Annotated in this window: 21 protein-coding genes and 1 pseudogene; 13 read left to right on the top strand and 9 right to left on the bottom strand. The window is 54.4% G+C overall.

Annotated features, from left to right (window positions below):
• Nucleotides 1–3 precede the first annotated feature (3 nt).
• Entirely contained in the window at nucleotides 4–864 is an 861-nt protein-coding gene (locus NI40_RS01725) for a ketose 1,6-bisphosphate aldolase (RefSeq protein ID WP_039262393.1), read from the top strand.
• Nucleotides 864–1,868: a carbohydrate kinase family protein gene (locus NI40_RS01720; RefSeq protein ID WP_039262394.1), complete on the top strand. Its 1,005-nt coding sequence runs from the start codon at nucleotides 864–866 to the stop codon at nucleotides 1,866–1,868. Before NI40_RS01725 ends, NI40_RS01720 begins: the two co-directional genes overlap by 1 nt.
• Here NI40_RS01720 and NI40_RS01715 read toward each other — a convergent pair.
• Entirely contained in the window at nucleotides 1,865–2,596 is a 732-nt protein-coding gene (locus NI40_RS01715) for a response regulator (protein ID WP_029740750.1), read from the bottom strand. The genes NI40_RS01720 and NI40_RS01715 overlap by 4 nt on opposite strands.
• Before the next feature lie 256 nt (nucleotides 2,597–2,852).
• On the opposite strand from NI40_RS01715, the gene fdhF reads away from it, so the two are divergent.
• From fdhF to NI40_RS01685, 4 genes are all read left to right on the top strand, one after another.
• Complete coding sequence (fdhF, locus tag NI40_RS01705; protein WP_080338159.1) at nucleotides 2,853–5,000, top strand: formate dehydrogenase subunit alpha; 2,148 nt, start codon at nucleotides 2,853–2,855, stop codon at nucleotides 4,998–5,000.
• 297 nt (nucleotides 5,001–5,297) lie between these two features.
• Nucleotides 5,298–6,667 (top strand): IS3-like element ISKpn8 family transposase gene (locus NI40_RS23560; protein ID WP_139152900.1). Its coding sequence is split into 2 segments (ribosomal slippage): nucleotides 5,298–5,778 and nucleotides 5,778–6,667, totalling 1,371 coding nucleotides; the frame shifts between segments, so codons are not numbered across the junction.
• Between the two features lie 102 nt (nucleotides 6,668–6,769).
• A complete protein-coding gene (locus NI40_RS01690; RefSeq protein WP_032644722.1) occupies nucleotides 6,770–6,922 on the top strand; it encodes a Hok/Gef family protein in 153 nt (50 codons plus the stop codon).
• Between the two features lie 121 nt (nucleotides 6,923–7,043).
• The gene (locus tag NI40_RS01685; RefSeq protein ID WP_039262397.1) at nucleotides 7,044–7,718 is read left to right on the top strand and encodes a tetratricopeptide repeat protein; all 675 of its coding nucleotides are present in this window, start codon (nucleotides 7,044–7,046) and stop codon (nucleotides 7,716–7,718) included.
• Nucleotides 7,719–7,798: 80 nt separating this feature from the next.
• Here NI40_RS01685 and gltP read toward each other — a convergent pair whose 3' ends face one another.
• Nucleotides 7,799–9,112: a glutamate/aspartate:proton symporter GltP gene (gene gltP / locus NI40_RS01680; protein ID WP_023310067.1), complete on the bottom strand. Its 1,314-nt coding sequence runs from the start codon at nucleotides 9,110–9,112 to the stop codon at nucleotides 7,799–7,801.
• Nucleotides 9,113–9,535: 423 nt separating this feature from the next.
• On the opposite strand from gltP, the gene acs reads away from it, so the two are divergent.
• From acs to actP, 3 genes are all read left to right on the top strand, one after another.
• Nucleotides 9,536–11,494, top strand: a complete 1,959-nt coding sequence (gene acs / locus NI40_RS01675; RefSeq protein WP_045143062.1) for an acetate--CoA ligase — start codon at nucleotides 9,536–9,538, stop codon at nucleotides 11,492–11,494.
• Between the two features lie 135 nt (nucleotides 11,495–11,629).
• On the top strand, nucleotides 11,630–11,944 hold the full coding sequence (locus tag NI40_RS01670; RefSeq protein WP_023310065.1) for a DUF485 domain-containing protein: 315 nt from the start codon (nucleotides 11,630–11,632) through the stop codon (nucleotides 11,942–11,944).
• A complete protein-coding gene (actP, locus tag NI40_RS01665) occupies nucleotides 11,941–13,590 on the top strand; it encodes a cation/acetate symporter ActP (RefSeq protein ID WP_023334186.1) in 1,650 nt (549 codons plus the stop codon). Before NI40_RS01670 ends, actP begins: the two co-directional genes overlap by 4 nt.
• Nucleotides 13,591–13,622: 32 nt before the next feature.
• Here the strand turns inward: actP and NI40_RS01660 are convergent, their stop codons facing one another.
• Entirely contained in the window at nucleotides 13,623–14,312 is a 690-nt protein-coding gene (locus NI40_RS01660; RefSeq protein ID WP_023310063.1) for an LrgB family protein, read from the bottom strand.
• Nucleotides 14,305–14,715 carry a CidA/LrgA family protein gene (locus tag NI40_RS01655; RefSeq protein WP_021242769.1) on the bottom strand — a complete coding sequence of 137 codons (411 nt, stop codon included), beginning with the start codon at nucleotides 14,713–14,715 and terminating at the stop codon, nucleotides 14,305–14,307. Before NI40_RS01655 ends, NI40_RS01660 begins: the two co-directional genes overlap by 8 nt.
• Before the next feature lie 102 nt (nucleotides 14,716–14,817).
• On the opposite strand from NI40_RS01655, the gene NI40_RS01650 reads away from it, so the two are divergent.
• Nucleotides 14,818–15,705, top strand: a complete 888-nt coding sequence (locus NI40_RS01650; protein ID WP_039262399.1) for a LysR family transcriptional regulator — start codon at nucleotides 14,818–14,820, stop codon at nucleotides 15,703–15,705.
• 89 nt (nucleotides 15,706–15,794) lie between these two features.
• Here NI40_RS01650 and NI40_RS01645 read toward each other — a convergent pair.
• A pseudogene (locus NI40_RS01645) lies at nucleotides 15,795–16,546 on the bottom strand (integrase core domain-containing protein).
• Between the two features lie 313 nt (nucleotides 16,547–16,859).
• Here NI40_RS01645 and NI40_RS24245 point away from each other — a divergent pair.
• The 3 genes from NI40_RS24245 to NI40_RS01630 all read left to right on the top strand — a co-directional run bounded on the left by NI40_RS24245 (nucleotide 16,860) and on the right by NI40_RS01630 (nucleotide 19,669).
• Nucleotides 16,860–18,392, top strand: a complete 1,533-nt coding sequence (locus NI40_RS24245) for an HNH endonuclease signature motif containing protein (protein WP_236918791.1) — start codon at nucleotides 16,860–16,862, stop codon at nucleotides 18,390–18,392.
• 116 nt (nucleotides 18,393–18,508) lie between these two features.
• Entirely contained in the window at nucleotides 18,509–19,099 is a 591-nt protein-coding gene (locus NI40_RS01635) for a hypothetical protein (protein ID WP_052206745.1), read from the top strand.
• A 9-nt stretch (nucleotides 19,100–19,108) separates the two neighbouring features.
• Complete coding sequence (locus NI40_RS01630) at nucleotides 19,109–19,669, top strand: hypothetical protein (RefSeq protein WP_039262786.1); 561 nt, start codon at nucleotides 19,109–19,111, stop codon at nucleotides 19,667–19,669.
• Between the two features lie 33 nt (nucleotides 19,670–19,702).
• Here NI40_RS01630 and NI40_RS01625 read toward each other — a convergent pair whose 3' ends face one another.
• From NI40_RS01625 to NI40_RS01610, 4 genes are all read right to left on the bottom strand, one after another.
• A complete protein-coding gene (locus NI40_RS01625; protein ID WP_039262784.1) occupies nucleotides 19,703–19,978 on the bottom strand; it encodes a hypothetical protein in 276 nt (91 codons plus the stop codon).
• Nucleotides 19,965–20,159, bottom strand: coding sequence for a hypothetical protein (locus NI40_RS01620; RefSeq protein WP_080338174.1), 195 nt, complete (start codon nucleotides 20,157–20,159; stop codon nucleotides 19,965–19,967). The genes NI40_RS01625 and NI40_RS01620 overlap by 14 nt, the downstream gene beginning before the upstream one ends.
• Nucleotides 20,160–20,236: 77 nt before the next feature.
• Complete coding sequence (locus NI40_RS01615) at nucleotides 20,237–20,707, bottom strand: hypothetical protein (protein ID WP_039262782.1); 471 nt, start codon at nucleotides 20,705–20,707, stop codon at nucleotides 20,237–20,239.
• A 116-nt stretch (nucleotides 20,708–20,823) separates the two neighbouring features.
• A complete protein-coding gene (locus NI40_RS01610) occupies nucleotides 20,824–21,864 on the bottom strand; it encodes a hypothetical protein (protein ID WP_039262781.1) in 1,041 nt (346 codons plus the stop codon).
• Nucleotide 21,865 lies beyond the last annotated feature (1 nt).

Raw genomic sequence — 21,865 nt, 5'->3', positions numbered from 1 at the left:
ATGATGCCATTGATCTCTCTTGCCGACGGTCTGGAGCACGCCAGGGCGCATCGCTACGCGCTGGGCGCGTTTAACGTGCTCGACTCCCACTTCCTGCGCGCGCTGTTCGCCGCCGCGCAGCAGGAACGCTCGCCGTTTATCATCAACATCGCCGAAGTGCACTTTAAGTACGTCTCCCTGGATTCGCTTGTCGAAGCGGTTAAGTTCGAAGCCGCCCGTCACGATATTCCCGTGGTGCTCAACCTCGACCACGGCCTGCATTTCGAGGCGGTGGTGCGCGCCCTGCGCTTAGGGTTCAGCTCGGTAATGTTCGACGGCTCTACGCTGAGCTATGAGGAGAATATTCGCCAGACGCGGGAGGTGGTGAAGATGTGCCACGCGGTCGGCGTGTCGGTGGAGGCGGAGCTGGGCGCGGTCGGCGGCGATGAAGGCGGCGCGCTGTACGGGCATGCGGATGAAGCGTTCTTTACCGACCCGCAGCTGGCGCGCGAGTTTGTCGATTCAACCGGCATTGACGCGCTGGCGGTTGCCATCGGCAACGCGCACGGCAAATACAAGGGCGAGCCAAAACTCGATTTCCCACGCCTGGACGCCATTCGCCAGCAGACGGGCCTGCCGCTGGTTTTACACGGCGGCTCCGGGATTAGCGATGCCGACTTCCGCCGCGCCATCGAGCTCGGCATTCATAAAATTAACTTCTATACCGGCATGTCGCAGGCCGCACTCGCCGCCGTTGAGCAGCGCATGGCGAACCGCCAGCCGCTGTACGATGAATTTGCCGAGCTGCTGCTGGGGATAGAAGAGGCGATTGCCGATACGGTCGCCGAACAGATGCGCATCTTCGGCAGCGCGGGGCAGGCATAATGGAACGCAAAGGCATCATCGCCGCAGGCAACATGCTGGTGGATCACGTCCACCAGATCGTGCAGTGGCCGGAGCGCGGCTGGCTGGCGGAAATCACCCACAGCGAACGCTCAACCGGCGGCGCGCCGCTCAACGTGCTGCTGACGCTGGCGAAAATGCACGTTGGCCTGCCGCTGCAGGCGGTGGGGCTGATTGGTGAAGATGCCGACGGGGACTACATTCTGGCGATGCTCGACCAGTACCACGTCAACCGCCAGCGGGTTCAGCGCACCACCTTTGCCCCGACCTCCATGTCGCAGGTGATGACCGATCCCAGCGGACAGCGCACCTTCTTCCACTCGCCGGGCGCCAACCGCCTGCTGGATCTTCCCGCCTTCGATCGCTTAGACGGATCGATGAAGATCTTCCATCTCGGCTACCTGCTGCTGCTCGACAGCCTGGATATGCCCGATGACGAGTTTGGCACCCGCAGCGCGCGCCTGCTGGCGCAGATGCGCGACCAGGGGTATGAAACGTCGCTCGATCTGGTTTCCCGCAAGGGCGACCCGCGCTATCAGCCGCTGGTGCTCCCTGCCCTGCGCCACCTTGATTATCTGGTGATTAACGAGCTGGAAGCCGGGGAGTTTAGCGGACTGGAGATGCGCGACGCCGACGATGCGCTGAATATCGCCCATATCGCCGATGCCGCGACGCAGCTGCTGGCGGCAGGCGTGCGTCAGCGGGTGGTGATCCACTGTCCGGAAGGCGCATGGGGCGAAGCGCCGGGTGAGCAAGGTCGCTGGATCCCATCATGGTTGCTGGAGCAGAAAGAGATTGTCGGCAGCGTTGGCGCGGGCGATGCGTTTTGCGCGGGGTTTTTATACGGCTGCCATGAATCGCTCCCGCTCACGGAGAGCATTTATCTGGCACACGCCTGCGCGCGGGCCAGCCTGCTGGCCGCCAACGCGATTGACGGCGCGAAAACGCTGGCCGAGCTGCAGCTGTTTATCAAAGAGAATACCTAGGCCGCTTTCTCGCTATGGGAAACATCGGTGGCAAACACATAGCCCAGCCCACGGATGGTTTTGATGAGCGCAGGCTGATGCGGATTCGCCTCGATCTTCCGGCGCAGGCGCATGATCAGCACGTCAATCGTGCGGTCGAACACGTCCGCACTTTCGCTGTGGGTCAGCTCAAGCAGCCGGTCACGGCTCAGCACCCGACGGGCATTTTGCGTGAGCGCCAGCAGCAGGCCGTACTCGCCCTGGGTTAAGGGGACAGGGTTACGCTGCGGATCGCTCAGCTCACAGCGGGTGGTATCGAGCGTCCATCCGTTAAAAGCAATGCCCGCGACGGGCGCTGCGGGAACTTCCGCCGCCAGCACGCCGGTACGGCGCAATACCGCTTTTACGCGGGCGACCACCACGCGCGGGTTGAAAGGTTTGCCGATATAATCGTCAGCCCCCATCTCCAGCCCCACCACCACGTCTGACTCACTGCCCAGCCCGGTTAACATGATCACCGGCAGCGCCGGGCGCTGCTTTTGCAGCTGCAGCAAAACCTGTAAGCCGTTGATATCCGGCAGCATCATATCCAGCAGCACCAGCGCGATATTCGGCTCCTGCTGTACCTGCCGCAGTGCATCCTGGCCGTTATGGCAGACAAGCACGCTAAAGACGTGCTCGCTCAGCACGTCCTGAAGCAGTTCGCAGACTGCCGTATCGTCATCAACCACCAGGATCGCCGGTTTCATCGTATGCTTCCGTCAGGGGATTATGTTAAGTCTGAACCATTCTGCCGTCGGCTCCAGTCAAATGGTTTTTTCAGTGACGGAAATTCAACCCATGTCACATCCGCTGCCCTGTCGACACGTCAATTTTGACGATTGGCTGCTTTTTGTCAGGGTTTTCACCGCGAAGGGACCGTAAAGTCAGGGTATACCCATACAAAAAACATGGCATAGAAGCTGCATAGTGGGTGCGAATGATTCGATTAACTGGAGCAGACTGATGAAAAAAGTCGTCACGGTTTGCCCTTATTGTGCCTCAGGTTGCAAGATCCACCTGGTGGTCGATAACGGCAAAATCGTCCGGGCGGAGGCCGCACAGGGGAAAACCAACCAGGGCACGCTATGCCTGAAAGGTTACTACGGCTGGGATTTTATAAACGATACCCAAATCCTCACCCCGCGCCTGAAAACCCCTATGATCCGCCGCGAGCGCGGCGGCAAGCTGGAAGCCGTCTCCTGGAGCGAGGCGCTGGATTACGTCGCCACGCGTCTGAGCGCCATCAAGGCCAAGTATGGCCCGGATGCGATTCAGACCACCGGATCCTCACGCGGGACGGGGAATGAAACCAACTATGTGATGCAAAAATTCGCGCGCGCCGTTATTGGAACCAATAACGTCGACTGCTGCGCTCGCGTCTGACACGGCCCATCGGTTGCAGGTCTGCACCAGTCGGTCGGTAACGGCGCAATGAGTAATGCCATCAACGAGATAGATAACACCGATCTCGTCCTCATCTTTGGCTATAACCCGGCGGATTCTCACCCTATCGTCGCGAACCACGTTATTCGCGCCAAGCAGAACGGGGCGAAAATCATCGTCTGCGATCCGCGCAAAATTGAAACCGCGCGCATTGCGGATATGCACATCGCGTTAAAAAACGGCTCGAACATCGCGCTGTTGAACGCAATGGGGCACGTCATTATTGAGGAGAACCTGTACGACCAGGCGTTTGTCGCGACCCGTACGGAAGGCTTTGAAGAGTACCGGAAAATTGTCGAAGGCTATACGCCAGAGTCGGTGGAAACAATCACCGGCGTCAGCGCGCAGGAGATCCGCCAGGCGGCAAGGATGTATGCCGGGGCGAAAACCGCCGCCATCCTGTGGGGAATGGGCGTGACCCAGTTCTATCAGGGTGTGGAAACCGTGCGTTCTCTGACAAGCCTCGCGATGCTGACCGGCAATCTGGGTAAAGCGCACGTCGGCGTCAACCCGGTACGTGGGCAGAATAACGTCCAGGGCGCCTGCGATATGGGCGCGCTGCCGGACACCTACCCGGGCTACCAGTACGTGAAGTTCCCGGAAAACCGCGCTAAGTTCGCGAAGGCCTGGGGCGTGGAAAGCCTGCCGGAACACACCGGGTATCGCATCAGCGAGCTGCCGCACCGCGCGGCGCACGGCGAGGTGCGTGCGGCCTACATCATGGGTGAAGATCCGCTTCAGACCGACGCCGAGCTGTCTGCGGTGCGCAAAGGGTTTGAGGATCTGGAGCTGGTGATTGTCCAGGATATCTTCATGACTAAAACCGCGGCGGCGGCGGATGTGATTCTACCGTCGACCTCCTGGGGCGAGCATGAAGGCGTCTACACGGCGGCGGACCGCGGCTTCCAGCGCTTCTTTAAGGCGGTCGAGCCGAAGTGGGACCTGAAAACGGACTGGCAGATCATCAGCGAAATCGCCACCCGCATGGGCTACCCGATGCACTACAACAACACTCAGGAGATCTGGGACGAATTGCGCAATCTGTGCCCGGACTTCTACGGGGCAACCTATGAAAAAATGGGTGAGTTGGGGTACATCCAGTGGCCGTGTCGCGATGAGTCCGAAGCCGACCAGGGGACGTCATACCTCTTTAAAGAGAAGTTCGACACCCCGAACGGGCTGGCGCAATTCTTCACCTGCGACTGGGTCGCGCCGATCGATAAACTCACCGACGAGTATCCGATGGTGCTCTCCACCGTGCGTGAAGTGGGCCACTACTCCTGCCGTTCGATGACGGGTAACTGCGCCGCGCTGGCGGCGCTGGCGGACGAACCGGGCTACGCGCAAATCAACACCGCCGACGCTGAGCGCCTCGGCATTGAGGATGAAGCGCTGGTGTGGGTGAACTCGCGCAAAGGCCGGATCATTACCCGAGCGCAGGTCAGCGATCGTCCGAACAAAGGGGCGGTCTATATGACCTACCAGTGGTGGATTGGCGCCTGTAACGAGCTGGTCACGGAGAACTTAAGCCCGATAACCAAAACGCCGGAGTATAAATACTGTGCCGTACGCGTGGAGCCGATTGCGGATCAGCACGCTGCAGAACAGTATGTCATCGACGAATATAACAAGCTGAAAGCCCGACTGCGCGAAAGCGCAATGGGTTGAAGCCGTTAATTCATCAGTGAATAAAGGGAGTGAGATATTCACTCCCTTTTTATTTCCGATTAACTCATCAAATATATCAATTATTATTCTGGAAAGCGGCTCGCAGAAATAATGTAATTTTCGCGAAAAAGAATTACATCTTTGCATTTTAATTCAGAGGGATAAGATGTGCGGCGGGTGCTTAAGACTTTCTGTCTTGAGCATTGTTGAGGGACAGAAAGTAGAAAGCCCCGGGAAATTTTCATTTACCTGTACTGCACCCATTTTGTTGGACGATGAAATGGAATAGTCCCTGATATGTCAAAGCCAAAATACCCCTTCGAAAAGCGCCTTGAAGTCGTGAATCACTACTTCACAACTGATGATGGTTACAGGATCATCTCTGCCCGTTTTGGTGTACCCCGAACCCAGGTCAGGACATGGGTTGCCCTCTATGAAAAACATGGAGAAAAAGGTTTAATTCCCAAACCTAAAGGCGTTAGTGCTGATCCAGAGTTGCGCATTAAGGTCGTGAAAGCCGTGACCGAGCAGCAGATGTCCCTCAATCAGGCTGCTGCTCACTTTATGCTTGCTGGTAGTGGTTCTGTAGCCAAGTGGCTGAAAGTCTATGAGGAGCACGGAGAAGCTGGTTTACGCGCACTCAAGATCGGCACCAAAAGAAACATTACAATGTCAGTTGATCCAGAAAAAGCGGCGTTAGCATTGGAGCTGTCGAAAGACCGACGTATTGAGGATCTTGAAAGACAAGTTCGATTCCTTGAAATGCGGCTTACGTATCTAAAAAAGCTGAAAGCCTTAGCTCATCCCGCGAAAAAGTGAAAGTACTCAATGAGCTAAGGCAGTTTTACCCTCTTGATGAGCTTCTCAGGGCAGCGGAGATACCGCGCAGTACGTTTTATTACCATCTAAAGGCTCTCAGCAAGCCTGATAAGTATGCGGATGTTAAAAAGCGTATTGGTGAGATTTATCACGAGAATAAAGGTCGATACGGATACCGCAGGGTAACGTTGTCTCTCCATCGAGACGGGGAACGGATTAACCATAAAGCTGTTCAGCGCCTGATGGGAACCCTCTCGCTTAAGGCAGCGATTAAGGTCAAGCGATACAGCTCCTACAGAGGAGAGGTAGGGCAAACCGCCCCTAATGTTCTCCAAAGGGATTTCAAGGCTACACGGCCAAACGAGAAGTGGGTTACCGATGTTACTGAATTTGCAGTCAATGGGCGCAAGCTGTATTTGTCTCCAGTAATAGATCTCTTCAACAACGAAGTTATTTCTTACAGCCTGTCGGAAAGACCTGTGATGAACATGGTCGAGAATATGCTCGATCAGGCATTCAAAAAGCTTAAGCCTCACGAGCATCCTATTCTGCACTCTGACCAGGGATGGCAGTATCGTATGAGAAGGTATCAAAACATCCTTAAAGAACAAGGCATTACACAGAGCATGTCCAGGAAAGGCAATTGTCTGGATAATGCAGTCGTGGAATGTTTCTTTGGAACCTTAAAGTCGGAGTGTTTTTATCTTGACGAGTTCAGTAATATAAGCGAGCTGAAGGATGCTGTTACGGAATATATTGAATACTACAACAGCAGAAGAATTAGCCTGAAATTAAAAGGTCTGAGTCCAATTGAATATCGAACCCAGACCTATGCGCCTCGTGTTTAACTGTCCAACTTTTTGGGGTCAGTACAACCCGAGGCTACTCTCCCTCAACTCCAACAAGTTGAGAGTAGCCTCTTATTCTTTTTTTGACAAGGAGTAAAAGGCATGACGCCATTAAAAACTGCGTTAGGCATTGTCTTTATTATTTGCCTGACGATAGTGATCTTTACCTTTATTACTCGAGGTAAGTTATGCGAGTTTTCAATAAAGGGTGAACATCAGGAGGTGGCGGCAAAATTAGCCTGTAACGCAGGCTAACCTCTACGGGCGGAACCACGGTTCCGCCCGGCTTGCAGGATGCTGAGGTCTTAATGCACCCATTTTTTTCTTCTGTCGCCGCGATTATACTGCGCGGCGTGTACCCCGATGATAAGAACCCATGAAACATATTTTTCTGTTGTTGTTACTTTTTACATCGCTTGTCCGTGCCGACGAGATTGGCAGTCAGTACAAAGAACAGGCTGAAGCGGGTGACGCCCGTGCCCAGTATTATTTGGCCGATACATACTTTAGCTCCGGTGACAGCAAGCAGGCCGCGCTGTGGGCCGAGAAAGCCGCTAAAGGTGGCGATGTCGACGCCATGGGGCTGCTCTCTCAAATCCTCTTTACCCAGGGAAATTATGCGCAAGCTAAGGCACTGGCGCAGCAGGCAACCATCGCGGGCAGCAAACGCGGCGCGATCATGCTGGCGCGCGTGCTGGTCAACACTCAGGCAGGTAAAACTGACTATCCTCAGGCCATCAAACTGCTGCAAACGGCGACCGAAGATATCGACAACGACTCTGCGGTAGATGCGCAAATGCTGCTGGGGCTGATTTACGCCAACGGTGTTGAAGTGGCCCAGGACGACGTGCAGGCTGCCTCGTGGTTCAAGCGAAGTTCAGCACTCTCACGTACGGGCTACGCCGAGTACTGGGCAGGGATGTTGTTCAGGCAGGGTGAGAAAGGCTTTATCACGCCCAATAAACAGAAAGCGCTGTACTGGTTGAACCTGAGCTGCACTGAAGGCTTTGATACCGGATGCGAAGAGTTTGATGCGCTGAGCGGAGAATAAAGTGCCGGGTGGCGGCTTCGCCTTACCCGGCCTACAAAAACCGTAGGCCCGGTAAGCGCAGCGCCACCGGGCTTAGGATGTTACTGGTCGGCCGTCTTATCAAAACGACCCAGCACCTCGCGTTCATACGCCAGCGCTTTTTTACGATCGAATTTGTGTTCCCACTTGGCGATAACCAGCACCGCCAGGGCATTCCCCACCACGTTCAGCGCGGTACGCGCCATGTCGAGGATACGGTCCACACCGGCGATAAACGCCAGACCTTCCAGCGGAATACCGACGCTGCCAAGCGTTGCCAGCAGCACCACGAAGGAGACGCCCGGAACGCCTGCAATACCTTTTGACGTCACCATCAGCGTCAGCACCAGCACGATCTCCTGCCACAGCGACAGGTCAATGCCGTACAGCTGCGCAATAAAGATAGCGGCGATGCTCTGGTACAGCGTCGAACCGTCCAGGTTAAAGGAGTAGCCGGTCGGTACCACGAAGCTGGTAATAGAGGCAGGCGCGCCGTAGGCTTCCATCTTCTCAATGATGCGCGGCAGCACGCTCTCAGAACTTGCCGTGGAGTACGCCAGAATCAGCTCATCTTTCAGGATGCGAATCAGGATCCAGATGCTCAGCCCGCACAGGCGCGCCACGATCCCCAGCACCACCAGCGCGAAGAACAGAATGGCGAAGTGCACCAGGAGCACCAGCTTCGCCAGCGGCCACAGGGAGGCAAAACCGAAGTTCGCCACGGTGACGGCGATAAGCGCAAACACCCCTACCGGCGCGTAGCGCATCACCATGTGCGTCACTTTAAACATGGTTTCGGAGATAGAGCGGAACACGGTCACCAGCGGCTCACGGTGCGTCGCCGGCAGGGAAGAGAGCCCCAGACCAAACAGCACCGAGAAGAAGATGATAGGCAGCATCTCGCCCTTCGCCATCGACGCCACGATGTTGGTCGGCACCAGCGACAGGATAGTGCCCATCAGGCCATGCGCATGACTCTGCACGTCAGCGGTCGTACTTTGGTATTTCGAAATATCCACCGTGGCCAGCTGCGACATATCGATCCCGGAACCCGGCTGGAACACGTTCGCCAGCGTGATACCGAGGATAATCGCAACCGTAGTGATCACTTCGAAATAGATAATGGTTTTCGCACCAATACGGCCTAACTGCTTCGCATCGCCGACGCCCGCAATACCGACCACCAGCGTCGAGATCACAATCGGCACCACGATCATCTTGATCAGATGAATAAAGATATCCCCTGCTGGAGAGAGCAGGTTCGCAATCAGCCATTCGCGGCTGTCGCTATGATAGTGGAGGTAACTGCCCAGCAAGATGCCCAGCACAAGGGCGATTAAGATCTGCCAGGCAAGGCTGACTTTAACGTTTTTCATAGAAACTGACTTCCTCAATGAAGCGCCTTGTTCACTCAAACTGCATGAACAGGGAGACATACTGAAAGGGTATGAATTGTGTTGCGTTGGTTTATGGGATTTTTTAACGCGGCGTATGAGTATCATTTGCGCGACCTGTTGCGCAAGCCTTAAAGAACGACGCGTTTCACTCACAAAAGCGACGATGACGGGAGTTTGTTCTAATTCTGATAAATAACCTTTTGTTATAAAAACGCTTTTTTAAACATAAATGTGAATAATCGTCAGCATCAATTATTTTCCTTCAAAGTTTCATTCGCTCAATTTTCATACTCTTCAAACAATGCGTGATCTGTAGCCCAAATAATAAACAAAGCTTGTAAAGCCCCTACAATTAACGTTTTTGCGACATATTATTAACATCTTACAAGGAGAAAAAAAGCCATGAGCCAAATACATAAACACGACATTCCCGCAAATATTGCGGACCGTTGCCTGATCACCCCGGAGCAGTACCACGAGAAATATCAGCAATCTATCACCGCCCCGGACACCTTCTGGGGTGAGCAGGGCCATATCCTTGACTGGATCAAACCTTATCAGAAGGTGAAGAACACCTCCTTTGCGCCCGGCAATGTCTCCATTAAATGGTATGAAGATGGCACCCTGAACCTGGCGGCGAACTGTCTCGATCGTCATCTCGCCGAGCGCGGGAACGAGACGGCCATCATCTGGGAAGGCGATGACGCCTCGCAAAGCAAACATATTACGTACAAAGAGCTGCACCGCGACGTGTGCCGCTTCGCCAACGTCCTGCTGGAAAAGGGCATTAAAAAAGGCGATGTGGTTGCTATCTATATGCCGATGGTGCCGGAAGCGGCGGTGGCCATGCTGGCCTGCGCGCGTATCGGCGCGATCCACTCGGTGATTTTCGGCGGGTTCTCGCCAGAGGCGGTTGCGGGCCGTATTGTCGATTCCAGTTCAAAACTGGTGATCACCGCCGATGAAGGCGTGCGCGCCGGGCGCGGAATCCCACTGAAGAAAAACGTCGACGAAGCGCTGAAAAACCCGAACGTCAAAACGGTCAGTAACGTCATCGTCCTTAAGCGTACCGGCGGCAAAATCGACTGGACCGAGGGGCGCGACCTGTGGTGGAGCGACCTGATTGAGAACGCGAGCGATCAGCATCAACCGGAAGAGATGAACGCAGAAGATCCGCTGTTCATTCTTTACACCTCCGGCTCCACCGGTAAGCCGAAAGGCGTCCTGCACACCACCGGCGGCTATCTGGTCTATGCGGCCACCACCTTCAAATACGTCTTCGACTACCATCCGGGCGACATCTACTGGTGTACCGCCGACGTGGGCTGGGTTACCGGACACAGCTATCTGCTGTACGGCCCGCTGGCCTGTGGCGCAACAACGCTGATGTTTGAGGGCGTACCAAACTGGCCGACCCCGGCGCGTATGTGTCAGGTGGTCGACAAACACCAGGTCAACATTCTCTACACCGCGCCAACGGCGATCCGCGCACTGATGGCGGAAGGCGATAAAGCCATCGAAGGCACTGACCGCTCTTCATTGCGCATCCTCGGTTCCGTGGGTGAGCCAATCAACCCGGAAGCCTGGGAGTGGTACTGGAAGAAAATCGGCAACGAGAAATGCCCGGTGATGGACACCTGGTGGCAGACCGAAACCGGCGGCTTTATGATCACTCCGATGCCGGGCGCCACGCAGCTGAAGGCCGGTTCCGCAACCCGCCCGTTCTTCGGCGTGCAGCCTGCGCTGGTGGATAACGAAGGCAACCCGCTGGAAGGCGCCACCGAAGGCAACCTGGTGATCACAGATTCCTGGCCGGGTCAGGCGCGTACCCTGTTCGGCGATCACGATCGCTTCGAGCAGACCTACTTCTCGACCTTTAAAAACATGTACTTCAGCGGCGACGGCGCGCGTCGTGACGAAGACGGCTATTACTGGATAACCGGGCGCGTGGACGACGTGCTGAACGTCTCCGGCCACCGTCTGGGCACCGCTGAGATTGAATCGGCGCTGGTGTCGCATCCGAAGATTGCCGAAGCCGCCGTGGTCGGTATTCCGCACAACATCAAAGGCCAGGCGATTTACGCCTATGTCACCCTGAACCACGGCGAAGAGCCGTCGCCAGAGCTGTATACCGAGGTGCGCAACTGGGTGCGTAAAGAGATTGGCCCGCTGGCGACGCCGGACGTGCTGCACTGGACCGACTCGCTGCCGAAAACCCGTTCCGGCAAAATTATGCGTCGCATCTTGCGCAAAATCGCGGCTGGAGACACCAGCAACCTCGGTGATACCTCAACGCTCGCGGATCCTGGCGTGGTGGAAAAACTGCTCGAAGAGAAGCAGGCCATCGCGATGCCTTCCTAGTGTTTTCTCCCTCTCCCCGTGGGAGAGGGCCGGGGTGAGGGCATCAGACCGCCCCTTCCTCCCCTCACCCTAACCCTCTCCCCAAAGGGGAGAGGGGACTAAAAACAAACCTACCTTACCTTTGGAGACTCTGTGATGAATAACGATATTTGTCAGCAGATAGAGAATAGTGCGCACTACAGGGAGCTCGTCGATAAGCGGCAACGGTTTGCCTTCATCCTTTCCATCATCATGCTGGTTATCTACGTCGGCTTTATTCTGCTGATCGCCTTTGCCCCGCACTGGCTGGGCACCCCGCTGCACGAGGGGACCAGCGTGACGCGAGGTATTCCGATTGGCATTGGCGTGATTGTGATTTCATTCCTGCTGACCGGCGTCTACGTCTGGCGCGCGAACGGTGAGTTCGATCGACTTAATAAAGCGGTACTGCAAGAGGTAAAAGCATCATGAAGAGAGTTCTGACGGCGCTCGCCGCCACGCTTCCCTTTGCCGCCCACGCGGCGGATGCCATTACCGGCGAGGTCCAGCGCCAGCCAACCAACTGGCAGGCCATTGTGATGTTCCTGATTTTCGTCCTGCTGACGCTGTACATCACCTACTGGGCGTCGAAACGCGTGCGCTCCCGTAACGATTACTACACCGCTGGCGGCAACATTACCGGCTTCCAGAACGGGCTGGCGATTGCGGGTGACTTTATGTCCGCCGCCTCGTTCCTCGGGATCTCCGCGCTGGTGTATACATCCGGCTATGACGGCCTGATTTATTCCCTCGGCTTCCTCGTCGGCTGGCCGATCATCCTGTTCCTGATTGCCGAACGCCTGCGTAACCTGGGCCGCTATACCTTCGCTGACGTGGCCTCCTATCGCCTGAAGCAGGGGCCGATTCGCACCCTCTCCGCCTGCGGTTCGCTGGTGGTGGTGGCGCTGTACCTGATTGCGCAGATGGTCGGCGCGGGTAAATTGATCGAACTGCTGTTCGGCCTGAATTACCACATCGCGGTGGTGCTCGTTGGCGTGCTGATGGTGATGTACGTGCTGTTCGGCGGCATGCTGGCAACCACCTGGGTGCAGATCATCAAAGCCGTCCTGCTGCTGTTCGGCGCCAGCTTTATGGCCTTTATGGTGATGAAGCACGTCGGGTTCAGCTTCAATAACCTGTTCACCGAAGCGATGGCGGTCCACCCGAAAGGGGAAGCGATCATGAGCCCGGGCGGGCTGGTGAAAGACCCGATATCCGCGCTCTCGCTCGGTCTCGGCCTGATGTTCGGTACCGCGGGCCTGCCGCATATCCTGATGCGCTTCTTCACCGTGAGCGATGCGCGTGAAGCGCGCAAGAGCGTCTTCTACGCCACCGGTTTCATGGGTTACTTCTATATCCTGACCTTTATCATCGGCTTTGGCGCGATCATGCTGGTGGGGGCGAACCCGGCGTTTAAAGACGCGGCGGGCGCGCTGATTGGCGGTAACAACATGGCGGCGGTGCACCTGGCGGACGCGGTGGGCGGTAACCTGTTCCTCGGCTTTATCTCCGCCGTGGCCTTCGCCACCATTCTTGCGGTAGTTGCTGGGTTGACGCTCGCCGGCGCGTCTGCGGTGTCGCATGACCTCTACGCCAACGTTATCCGCAAAGGCGCGAGCGAGCGCGACGAGCTGAAGGTCTCGAAAATCACCGTGCTGGTGCTGGGCGTCGTGGCGATTCTGTTAGGCATTCTGTTTGAGAAGCAGAACATCGCGTTTATGGTGGGGCTGGCCTTCTCGATTGCGGCAAGCTGTAACTTCCCGATCATCCTGCTCTCCATGTACTGGTCGAAGCTGACCACGCGCGGCGCGATGATTGGCGGCTGGCTGGGGCTGCTGACGGCGGTGATCCTGATGATTCTGGGCCCGACCATCTGGGTGCAGATCCTCGGTCACGCAAGCGCTATCTTCCCGTATGAATACCCGGCGCTGTTCTCGATCGCCGTGGCGTTTATCGGCATCTGGTTCTTCTCGGCCACCGACAATTCGCCGGAGGGTAACCTGGAGCGTGAGAAATTCCGCGCCCAGTTCATCCGTTCTCAAACCGGCCTGGGCGTTGAGCAGGGCCGCGCGCACTAAGCCTTTCTCCCCGGTCATTCTGGCCGGGGAGCTTAAAACATCACCCACGCCACCAGCGGCGCAATCAGCACCATAACCACGCCTGACAGCATCATTACCAGGCTTGCGACAACGCCCTCCTGCTGCCCCAGCTCATACGAACGTGCCGTGCCCGCCCCGTGCGACGCCGCGCCAAACCCCGCCCCTTTCGCCATCCCTTCCCGGATCGACAAGCGCAGGAACAACATATCGCCGACCGCCATACCGAACACACCCGTCACGACAACAAACAGCGCCACCAGATCCGGCTGCCCGCCGAGCGGTTTAGCGGCCGCCAGCGCAAACGGCGTGGTTACCGAACGCACGGCCAGGCTGCGCTGAATTTCATCGGGCAGCGTAAACAGCCGCGCCAGCCAGACGGAGCTACAGACCGCGACCACTGTGGCGGTGATCACGCCCGCGCTGAGCGACATCCAGTGGCGTTTGATAATCGCCAGGTTGTCGTAAACGGGGACGGCAAAAGCGATGGTCGCCGGGCCGAGCAGCCACAGCAGCCAGTGGGATTCGCCAATGTAGTTCTGCCAGGAGATATGGCCGAAGACCAGCATCAGCACCAGCAGGATCGGCGTGAAGACCAGCGGCATCAACGGCAGGGCGTGAAAGCGGCGATACAGCCGCTTGTTGGCGAAGTAGATCGCCAGCGTCGCAATCAGGCACAAGACGCTGATCTGAAAATTAGTCATGTTTGTGCCTGCTGATTTCAAAGCGATACACTTTATCTACCACCCAGGCGGTTGCCCCCAGCACCATCAGCGTACTCAGCGCGATAACCGCAAAGATTCGCCAGCCGTCCACCATCAGCAGCTGCGCATAGTTCACCACCGCCACCACCGCCGGAACAAAGAACAGCAGCATCTCCGCCAGCAGCCAGCGCGCCCCGGCGCGCACCCAGTTAAGGGGGATCACGCGGCACAGAATAAGCGTCAGCATCAGCAGCATCCCGACAAGATTGGCGGGCAGCGGCAGATGCAGCCAGCCGACAAGATATTCCGCGAAAACAAACAGTCCCGCGTAGAGCAGTACCTGCACCGGGACCTGGAGTCGTTGCACAACGGCAGGCGTAACACGGCTTAACGCCACGGCCATGGGGGTTTTCCTCAAAAATGAGACGAGGCGCCAGTATAGAGAGCGCACGGTATGGACTGAAATGAATTAAAATCATCAAAGGTATAGTTTCGAGGAATAATCATGGACATAAGAACGCTGCGCTATTTTGTCGAAGTGGTTCGTCAGCAAAGTTTTACCCGCGCAGCGGAGAAGTTGTTTGTTACCCAGCCCACCATCAGCAAGATGCTGAAAAACCTCGAAGATGAACTGAACTGTACCCTGCTGATCCGCGACGGGCGCAAGCTGTTGCTGACCGACACCGGACGCGTAGTATTCGAACGCGGGCTGGCGATTCTGGCGGAGTTTCGCCAGCTGGAAGCAGAGCTGGGCGATATCAATCATCTGAAGAAAGGTGTGCTTCGCCTCGGCATTCCGCCCATGGTGGGGATGATGATGGCCGGGCCGATTAGCCTGTTTCGCCAGCGTTATCCCGGCGTTGAGCTGAAGATTTCGGAGTTTGGTGGGTTAACCGTCCAGCAGGCCGTCACCAACGGCGAGCTCGACGTGGCAATGACCGCCCTCCCCGTTGAGGAAGAGAGCGGTCTGGCGACGCTTCCGCTCTTTAGCCACCCGCTGTGCGTGCTGGTTCCCCGCTCCGGCGACTGGCTGAAGTTAGACTCGGTGAGACCTGAACTGCTCGGCGAGCACCCTCTGCTGATCTATAACGAAGACTTCGCCCTCAGCCGCCAGCTGATGACGCTGTTTAACCAGCATAACGTCAAGCCGCGCATAGCGGTGCGCAGCGGACAGTGGGATTTCCTGGCGGCGATGGTACAGGCCGGCGTGGGGATTGCCATCCTGCCGCAGCCGATTTGCGAGCGTCTGGATAAAAACACGCTGCGCTGGATCCCGCTGGAGAGCGACCTGCACTGGCAGCTGGGGATGATCTGGCGTGAAGGGGTGTATTTATCGCAGAGCGCGCAGGCGTGGCTGCAGTGTTGTGAGGGGTTTTGGGTGCCCTCAACCTAACCTCTGGGCCCGATCGGTTCCCTCTCCCCTATGGGGTGTACGGTCCGGGGACATGGTAGACAGGTGTTCGGGGACATGGTGAACACTTTTTAACACCCTTTACCCATGGTGATCGACTTTTTCTTCAGGTCGATCCCCCCCACTTTAGTGCTGTACCACCACACTTCATAGCAGCCATTTTCCTCCGTCTCCTTCAGCCCGACCCGCTCTCCCCTGAACGCCTTGCCTGCGCCCAGACTCAGCCCTTTCACGCTCAGCTTGCCGCTGATATCCACTTTCCTGACCATCACCCCTTCATCGTATTCCGGTGGCGTTGTGTTACCGCTGTACTGCCGCGCTGACGGCTGATACCGCGAGGCCGGTACCGCCATATCCAGCGCCTCGTGCGGGCGTTCAAGGTTGTAGACCGTCCGCCAGTGGTCAAAGGCGCGCTGCAGCTCGCTGTCCGCGAACCATTTTCCCTGCAGCACTTCGGCCTTCAGGCTGCGGTGAAAACGCTCCAGCTTGCCCTGCGTCTGCGGATGATAAGGCCGGGAATGACCCACCCGGATACCCTGGCGCATCAGCCACAGCTCCAGCGCCGTCCAGGTACCGGTGGTGTCGCCCCACGGTGAGCCGTTGTCCATCGTCATCCGGTCCGGCAGGCCGTAGCGTTCAAACACGCTAACCAGCTGCTGCTGCACGGTCTCGCGCCGTTAGCCCAGCGCTGAAGCCACTTGTAGCCGGTGGCAGGTGAAATGCCGTAGTGACGGCAGAGGTAACGGATGTTCGCCCCGTCCTGCGAGGCGAACAAAACAAACCCGGTACGTAATGACATGGTATCTCTCGCATCCCAGGGCATAAGCGACTCCATAAACGGGTTCTTATGCCTTAGTTGTAAGTGTCTACCATGTCCCCGAACAAGTGTTCACTATGCCCCCAGGTCGTACACAATATGACCATCTGAAATTAGTAACATGCTGATTGTTATTGTGAAGACGCAAGGGAATGCGCTCTCTGCCTAACGTAATCATTTAATGTGTTTTTATTAAAGTGTTTCTTTAATAAAAACATATTTGACTTTCTGACTTTTACGCACTCACGCAGTTTTACCAGTGTGGGTGTTCTGGAGGCTCTTTAGTGAATTCCATTGAAAGACAAAAAATGTAATGCGGATGCTGGGCATCGAAAACGGCTCTGCCTATTCAAAGTCCTGCCGAATCCTTATAGATCAACTTTTTCCATTGGATGCATCCGATAAACAAGTCGCTCAAAGGATGTACAGAACTGAAGAGTTTGCTAAATGGGAAGCAGCTAATTCACCCAAAAAGAATGGCTCATTGATCAATGCTTCTATTGATGAATTATGCCGCCTGGATTCAAGAAAAAACCGCGTCTCAGTAATAAAATCCGTCCGAGAATTAATCATAAAACTGGCCGCGAGTGGACTAAGCCTCGATAGAATCGTTGAGCACGTCCGCACCTCAACACAATGGGAGCAGCAGCTCCTGGACGAAATAAAAATTGCCCATGAAGCGGTAATCGCTGAAGAACGCCGCCGACTAGAACGGGTTGAAAGAGGCAAGAAAGTTGCTCGCATGCCGCGTGATATGAGGCTTAGGGCATGGAAAGTGATCCGCACCCGAACAGTTCAACATGAAGATAAAACAATTCTGGCTCAACATTTAAGGAATCAAGAGCGTTATTTCCTCGAAATGGAACGCTTCGCCAAGCAAGCCCAGGCTTATATCGATGAAGATAAAGCAAGTATCGAGGCAGCCCGTATTCAGGATGAATACAGACGCCGCCGCCAGGCTGAAGAGCGAGCGCTCAGGGACAAGCTGAAAGATGCCCGACTCGAAGCTTTAGAGAAAGAAATAACATTAGAGGAAGCACAGCAGTTTGTCCGGGAAAATATCCCTCACAACGCTCGCAGCGGTTTCCGTGAGTGGTTCAAAAAAGAATATGGTGGTGACCTGAGTTGCCTTATGGCAGCAGCAAAGGAGTTTATTGCTTTGCAGGGTGAAAAGCCCGCTAAAGACATCAAAGATAAGGTTATAGCTCGCCCATTCGGGACTGACATTCCCATTGAGAACTTCAATAGCGTTCACGCCATGATGCAGGAAACCGGCACTGGGAATGATGCCGATGCGCGCCAGTTCCGCTTGGCCGTAAAAGATCAAGGTGTAGCTATTTGGCCGGATGATGATCCTCGCAAGAACTCACAAACGGCACTCGATGGGCGTCGCTGGGAAGTGCTTCTGCCACATTTACGGCCAGTAGACGCAGAGCTTGATGATTATGTGCCTGAGAAACGTAAAGGCAGACGTGCGGCTTATGGTGCCTTATCACGCCCTGACCAGAAAGCTTTCAGCGATAGTGTTTACGACAATTGCTATGGGCAAGGTGTAGTTACCGGTGCCCGCTCGCGTAGACGTTGCGAAGCAGCCCACCTTGTTGAACATTGTAAGGATGGTGTTGACCACTGGAGTAATGGTCTATGGCTAAGTATAGACATCCACCGGCTGTTCGACGCAAATCAGTGTGCGATTAACCCTGAGACTCTTTGTGTTCATTTCACACCTGACGTCCTGGCTGAAGATGAAGATCTAAAAGGGCTGGAGGGTCAGTCGATAGCAATGACCAAAAAACCAATTAACGCAGCATTCCTTTGGGCGCGCTGGGAAGTATTCACATCAGGCGATTGATTGCATAGTTTTGTGCGGCACTGAGTAAAAGATTCGCAGATTTTCAATTTATCCATTTTAATCATAAAACTTTTCATTTATGATATATTTTATATTGAATTTAAGAGTGCGTTAAAATGCAAATTGAAATTTATGAGTCTACCTATAATCGCCTTGCCGCATTGGTTAAAGGCTTTGAGACGCCTGATGCTGTGATTAACCGTCTTATTGATGCTTTTGAGACAGACCAGAATAAAAGGCCAGAATTGGTTTTCAACCCTTCAAATGAAGATGATTTCAAACGCGCTGTTCTCCAGCATAATCAAATCAAAGTTGAAATGTTTAAATCCGATGGCACTTGCGAACAGGGCACATGGAACGTTCGTGCTATCTCTGAAACCTCTTCACTCCGTGCAAACATCTGGAGTGGTTATCTCCGGGGCTGGAAAGAAAAAGGTATCGTGCGCGCAGTATTCACTGTTGTGGAAGACAGCTCAAAGCCTGAACCACAGGAAAGCGTAAAATGGGGCGAGTACACCATTAGCCGGTTAGAGAGTGGGTCAATCATTGTTGAATGCGATGGGAATGCTGTTCCAGTCGTTAAACCGGTTCTTCGTCGCGTGGCCGAGGCTCTGGGCATCGATCAGAACAACTCAAATGGCAATCCAATGAATACTCGTCAGCTCGGCGGCGAAATCATTAAAGCCTTGATGACAAAAGCTGAATAAGGACACTTTATGCTCGGCGTTAACTTCCATCCATTCGTTGGCGAAAAATACTATAACAGCCGTTATGGCGCGCGCGTCATGGTGCTGGGAGAGTCGCATTATGGTGACGGCATTGATAGCGCTCCAGACTTCACACAATATGTGATCCAGGAGCATGCGGTTAAGCCTGGCCTCCCATTCTTTACCAAGCTCACCAATGTGCTGCGCGGTTCTGTCGATTGCCCTACAGAAGAAGAACGGATCGAAACATGGAAGCACGTCGCCTTCTATAACTACGTGCAGGAATTTGTAGGGGAGAGCGCACGTATCGCGCCTACAACCGCAATGTGGAAAGCCTCTTATGCACCATTCCTGGAAGTGGTGCGTGAGCTGGAGCCGAATGTAATCGTAGTTCTGGGGTCCAGGCTTTGGGATAACGTTCCGAATCTACCACCTGAATACCCTACTGAATGGTGCAGCATCATTCACCCTAGCTCGCGAATGGCGTATGAACCATCTATGGCCGCATTGGCAGAATCATTAAGGAAGGTTGGTGGTGTGTATCCGCGCCGGGAAACAGCCGCTCTCTGAAACTCTTTCCCCCGCCTTCCGAGAATATTACGGCTAACGCAAAACGGCTGCGGCAATGGCAATGGCAATGGCAATGCAGCATCCCATGCCTGCCAGGAAAATGAGCATTGCGGCTCCCGCAGGCGCGTCTATCAGCTCCAGCCATGCACGGCCAAAAAAACGCCCCACCGGATTAAGGCTTTCTACTCGATGGCGGCGTTCTTCTTTGCGTCTGGCGCGCGCCAGCCCAGCCTGCGCATTGAGCCTGTTCGTTTCGCTCATCAGATCCAATGTTTCGCGTATTTTGTTGATGTCGCTATCCGCACTCATGATCGCCACTCCATTCTGGCTTTGTCGCCATTAGTCGTTCGCGGCCTTCCTGGTTCTGCGCAGGCGCTTCGAGCTGGGCGGTAAAATCCTCGTAGCTTGCGGCATCCACGACAAAAACGGATTGGTCTAATTCTTCTTCTACCGAACGGAATTCAGCATCTGAAGCTGTATTAACGTGCATAAAATCACCCGGCAAAATGTTAAGGGTATATCTTATCGGCTGAAAGACCATTAATACCAATGCTTTTGAAATGGAATTTAGCGGAAATGGTTGGCGAGAAAACTTGCGAAAGCGGGACGCTGCCACCGGCGACCGTTAATCAGCACTCCGTTTGCATTCAGCGCAGCAATAGTCTTTCTGTGATCGATATTTTTGCGCCCGGATGCGAGCTGTCTCGCCATGATGAACTCGATCACCGCCTGTTTTTCGCTCTCATCAATCGGCTGGCTTTTACCATATCGGATGTAGGCTGGGCCAGGATTAGCGCCAGGGGCGGGTGGCTCGCGAGGTGGGGTAGGGGGAGTAGGTAACACTCCGTCCAGCATAGCCCGAAACAGCAAACAAGGCTCCCCATCTACAGTTCTAACCTCGGATTTGATCCTCTCAAACTCACTCATCCCATTTTCACGGATGTAACGGCCAGCAATCCATTCAGCCTTTGATATGCGGTCAAAGTCTGCGTCTGGATCGCCATATTTAATAAACCAGGCGGCAAGGTAGATGTTCAAAGTCAGTCCTACTAAAAGCAGCCCAGCACGATGGCTGGGCTATAAAGATGATCATTGGAAAGTTGTAGGATTCCAAGCAAACCCCACGATGCTAGCCCAGATGTCCGGCACAGATATCATACCTCTGCATCTAATCGTTCTTTTTTAACGACTCCAACTAACTCTCTGAAATCATTGAAGCCTACAGTAATTGATTTACCCTCATTTGCACGGTCAGGGTTTGCGAACTCAAGAGATCTCTCCATTAATGACATTAAGGGATGTTTTTTTGAACTAATATCACTCAGAACGGCATCTGCAAATTCTTCTGTAAAAGCCACCTGATTGTAATAAACATCGTCAATATCTTTATCAGCAGGCTTTTTCTTCGGATTTTGTCGGAACCTCTTTAAAAGGCTAACACCTTCTGCTGGCGTGTCTCCTACCAAAAGACGTACTGCCTTGAAGTATCGAGCGCAGGAATTATGGGAACCATCAATCAACTCGTTTAGCATAGAATCAAGCTTAGAGCCTTCTTGGATACTTAGTATCTTCTTCAGCAAATCCATGCTGAAGAGATTCATATAAGCAATGTCGAAGCCACTATCAGCAGAAATGATTAAACAACGTAAGGAGTCGACAGTATTTCCTATCTGATCGAAATAGGCTGCCATATCGTATGCTGCACCAATATGCCCTCGATTATGAGCTAAGGTTAACCACGATAAGCATTCCTCTTCTTTTCCATCACTTAGCGCAGTAGCAATGAAATAGGTAGAGGCAACATGGCCGTTATCAGCAGCGCGAAACAGAGCCATCGATCTTTCGTTTACAGAGGCATCCTTTTTCTGGCGAAGAAGGTAGGGAATACAGCTATCGTTGATAGCTTTTTTTATGCCCTCGATGGACTCATCCCAGTCGTAGCCATATTCACTCTTAAAGGATTGCTTTAGATACTTCATAAACGTCATATCACGTTTATTTTCCAAGGCTTCATACTCTGCGTTTTTGGCGGATTTGTATTCGCCAACAGTCATATCCGGGAGGCGAATATCATTGGTGTATATCTCAAACAAAGCCTTAGAAGCATCACCGTACCTATGATTTAACCATCCTCCAAACTGAAGCCCATAAGTATGCCCATTGTGTGAAATTTTCGTAACGCTTGACTTAGCCATA

It is taken from the genome of Enterobacter sp. E20 (genome assembly GCF_000801755.2).
Classification (GTDB): domain Bacteria; phylum Pseudomonadota; class Gammaproteobacteria; order Enterobacterales; family Enterobacteriaceae; genus Enterobacter; species Enterobacter asburiae_B.
Note: the sequence above shows the minus strand (reverse complement) of the source record. Positions and strands in the feature narration are given on the sequence as shown.

Coding starts and splice junctions, on each gene's coding strand:
- NI40_RS01670 (WP_023310065.1), top strand. CDS start 11,630: ATGAATAACGATATTTGTCAGCAGATAGAGAATAGTGCGCACTACAGG.
- NI40_RS01635 (WP_052206745.1), top strand. CDS start 18,509: ATGCAAATTGAAATTTATGAGTCTACCTATAATCGCCTTGCCGCATTG.
- acs (WP_045143062.1), top strand. CDS start 9,536: ATGAGCCAAATACATAAACACGACATTCCCGCAAATATTGCGGACCGT.
- NI40_RS24245 (WP_236918791.1), top strand. CDS start 16,860: ATGCTGGGCATCGAAAACGGCTCTGCCTATTCAAAGTCCTGCCGAATC.
- NI40_RS01620 (WP_080338174.1), bottom strand. CDS start 20,159: ATGCACGTTAATACAGCTTCAGATGCTGAATTCCGTTCGGTAGAAGAA.
- NI40_RS01610 (WP_039262781.1), bottom strand. CDS start 21,864: ATGGCTAAGTCAAGCGTTACGAAAATTTCACACAATGGGCATACTTAT.
- NI40_RS01720 (WP_039262394.1), top strand. CDS start 864: ATGGAACGCAAAGGCATCATCGCCGCAGGCAACATGCTGGTGGATCAC.
- NI40_RS01725 (WP_039262393.1), top strand. CDS start 4: ATGCCATTGATCTCTCTTGCCGACGGTCTGGAGCACGCCAGGGCGCAT.
- actP (WP_023334186.1), top strand. CDS start 11,941: ATGAAGAGAGTTCTGACGGCGCTCGCCGCCACGCTTCCCTTTGCCGCC.
- NI40_RS01630 (WP_039262786.1), top strand. CDS start 19,109: ATGCTCGGCGTTAACTTCCATCCATTCGTTGGCGAAAAATACTATAAC.
- NI40_RS01690 (WP_032644722.1), top strand. CDS start 6,770: ATGACGCCATTAAAAACTGCGTTAGGCATTGTCTTTATTATTTGCCTG.
- NI40_RS01655 (WP_021242769.1), bottom strand. CDS start 14,715: ATGGCCGTGGCGTTAAGCCGTGTTACGCCTGCCGTTGTGCAACGACTC.
- NI40_RS01650 (WP_039262399.1), top strand. CDS start 14,818: ATGGACATAAGAACGCTGCGCTATTTTGTCGAAGTGGTTCGTCAGCAA.
- gltP (WP_023310067.1), bottom strand. CDS start 9,112: ATGAAAAACGTTAAAGTCAGCCTTGCCTGGCAGATCTTAATCGCCCTT.
- NI40_RS01625 (WP_039262784.1), bottom strand. CDS start 19,978: ATGAGTGCGGATAGCGACATCAACAAAATACGCGAAACATTGGATCTG.
- NI40_RS01685 (WP_039262397.1), top strand. CDS start 7,044: ATGAAACATATTTTTCTGTTGTTGTTACTTTTTACATCGCTTGTCCGT.
- NI40_RS01715 (WP_029740750.1), bottom strand. CDS start 2,596: ATGAAACCGGCGATCCTGGTGGTTGATGACGATACGGCAGTCTGCGAA.
- NI40_RS01660 (WP_023310063.1), bottom strand. CDS start 14,312: ATGACTAATTTTCAGATCAGCGTCTTGTGCCTGATTGCGACGCTGGCG.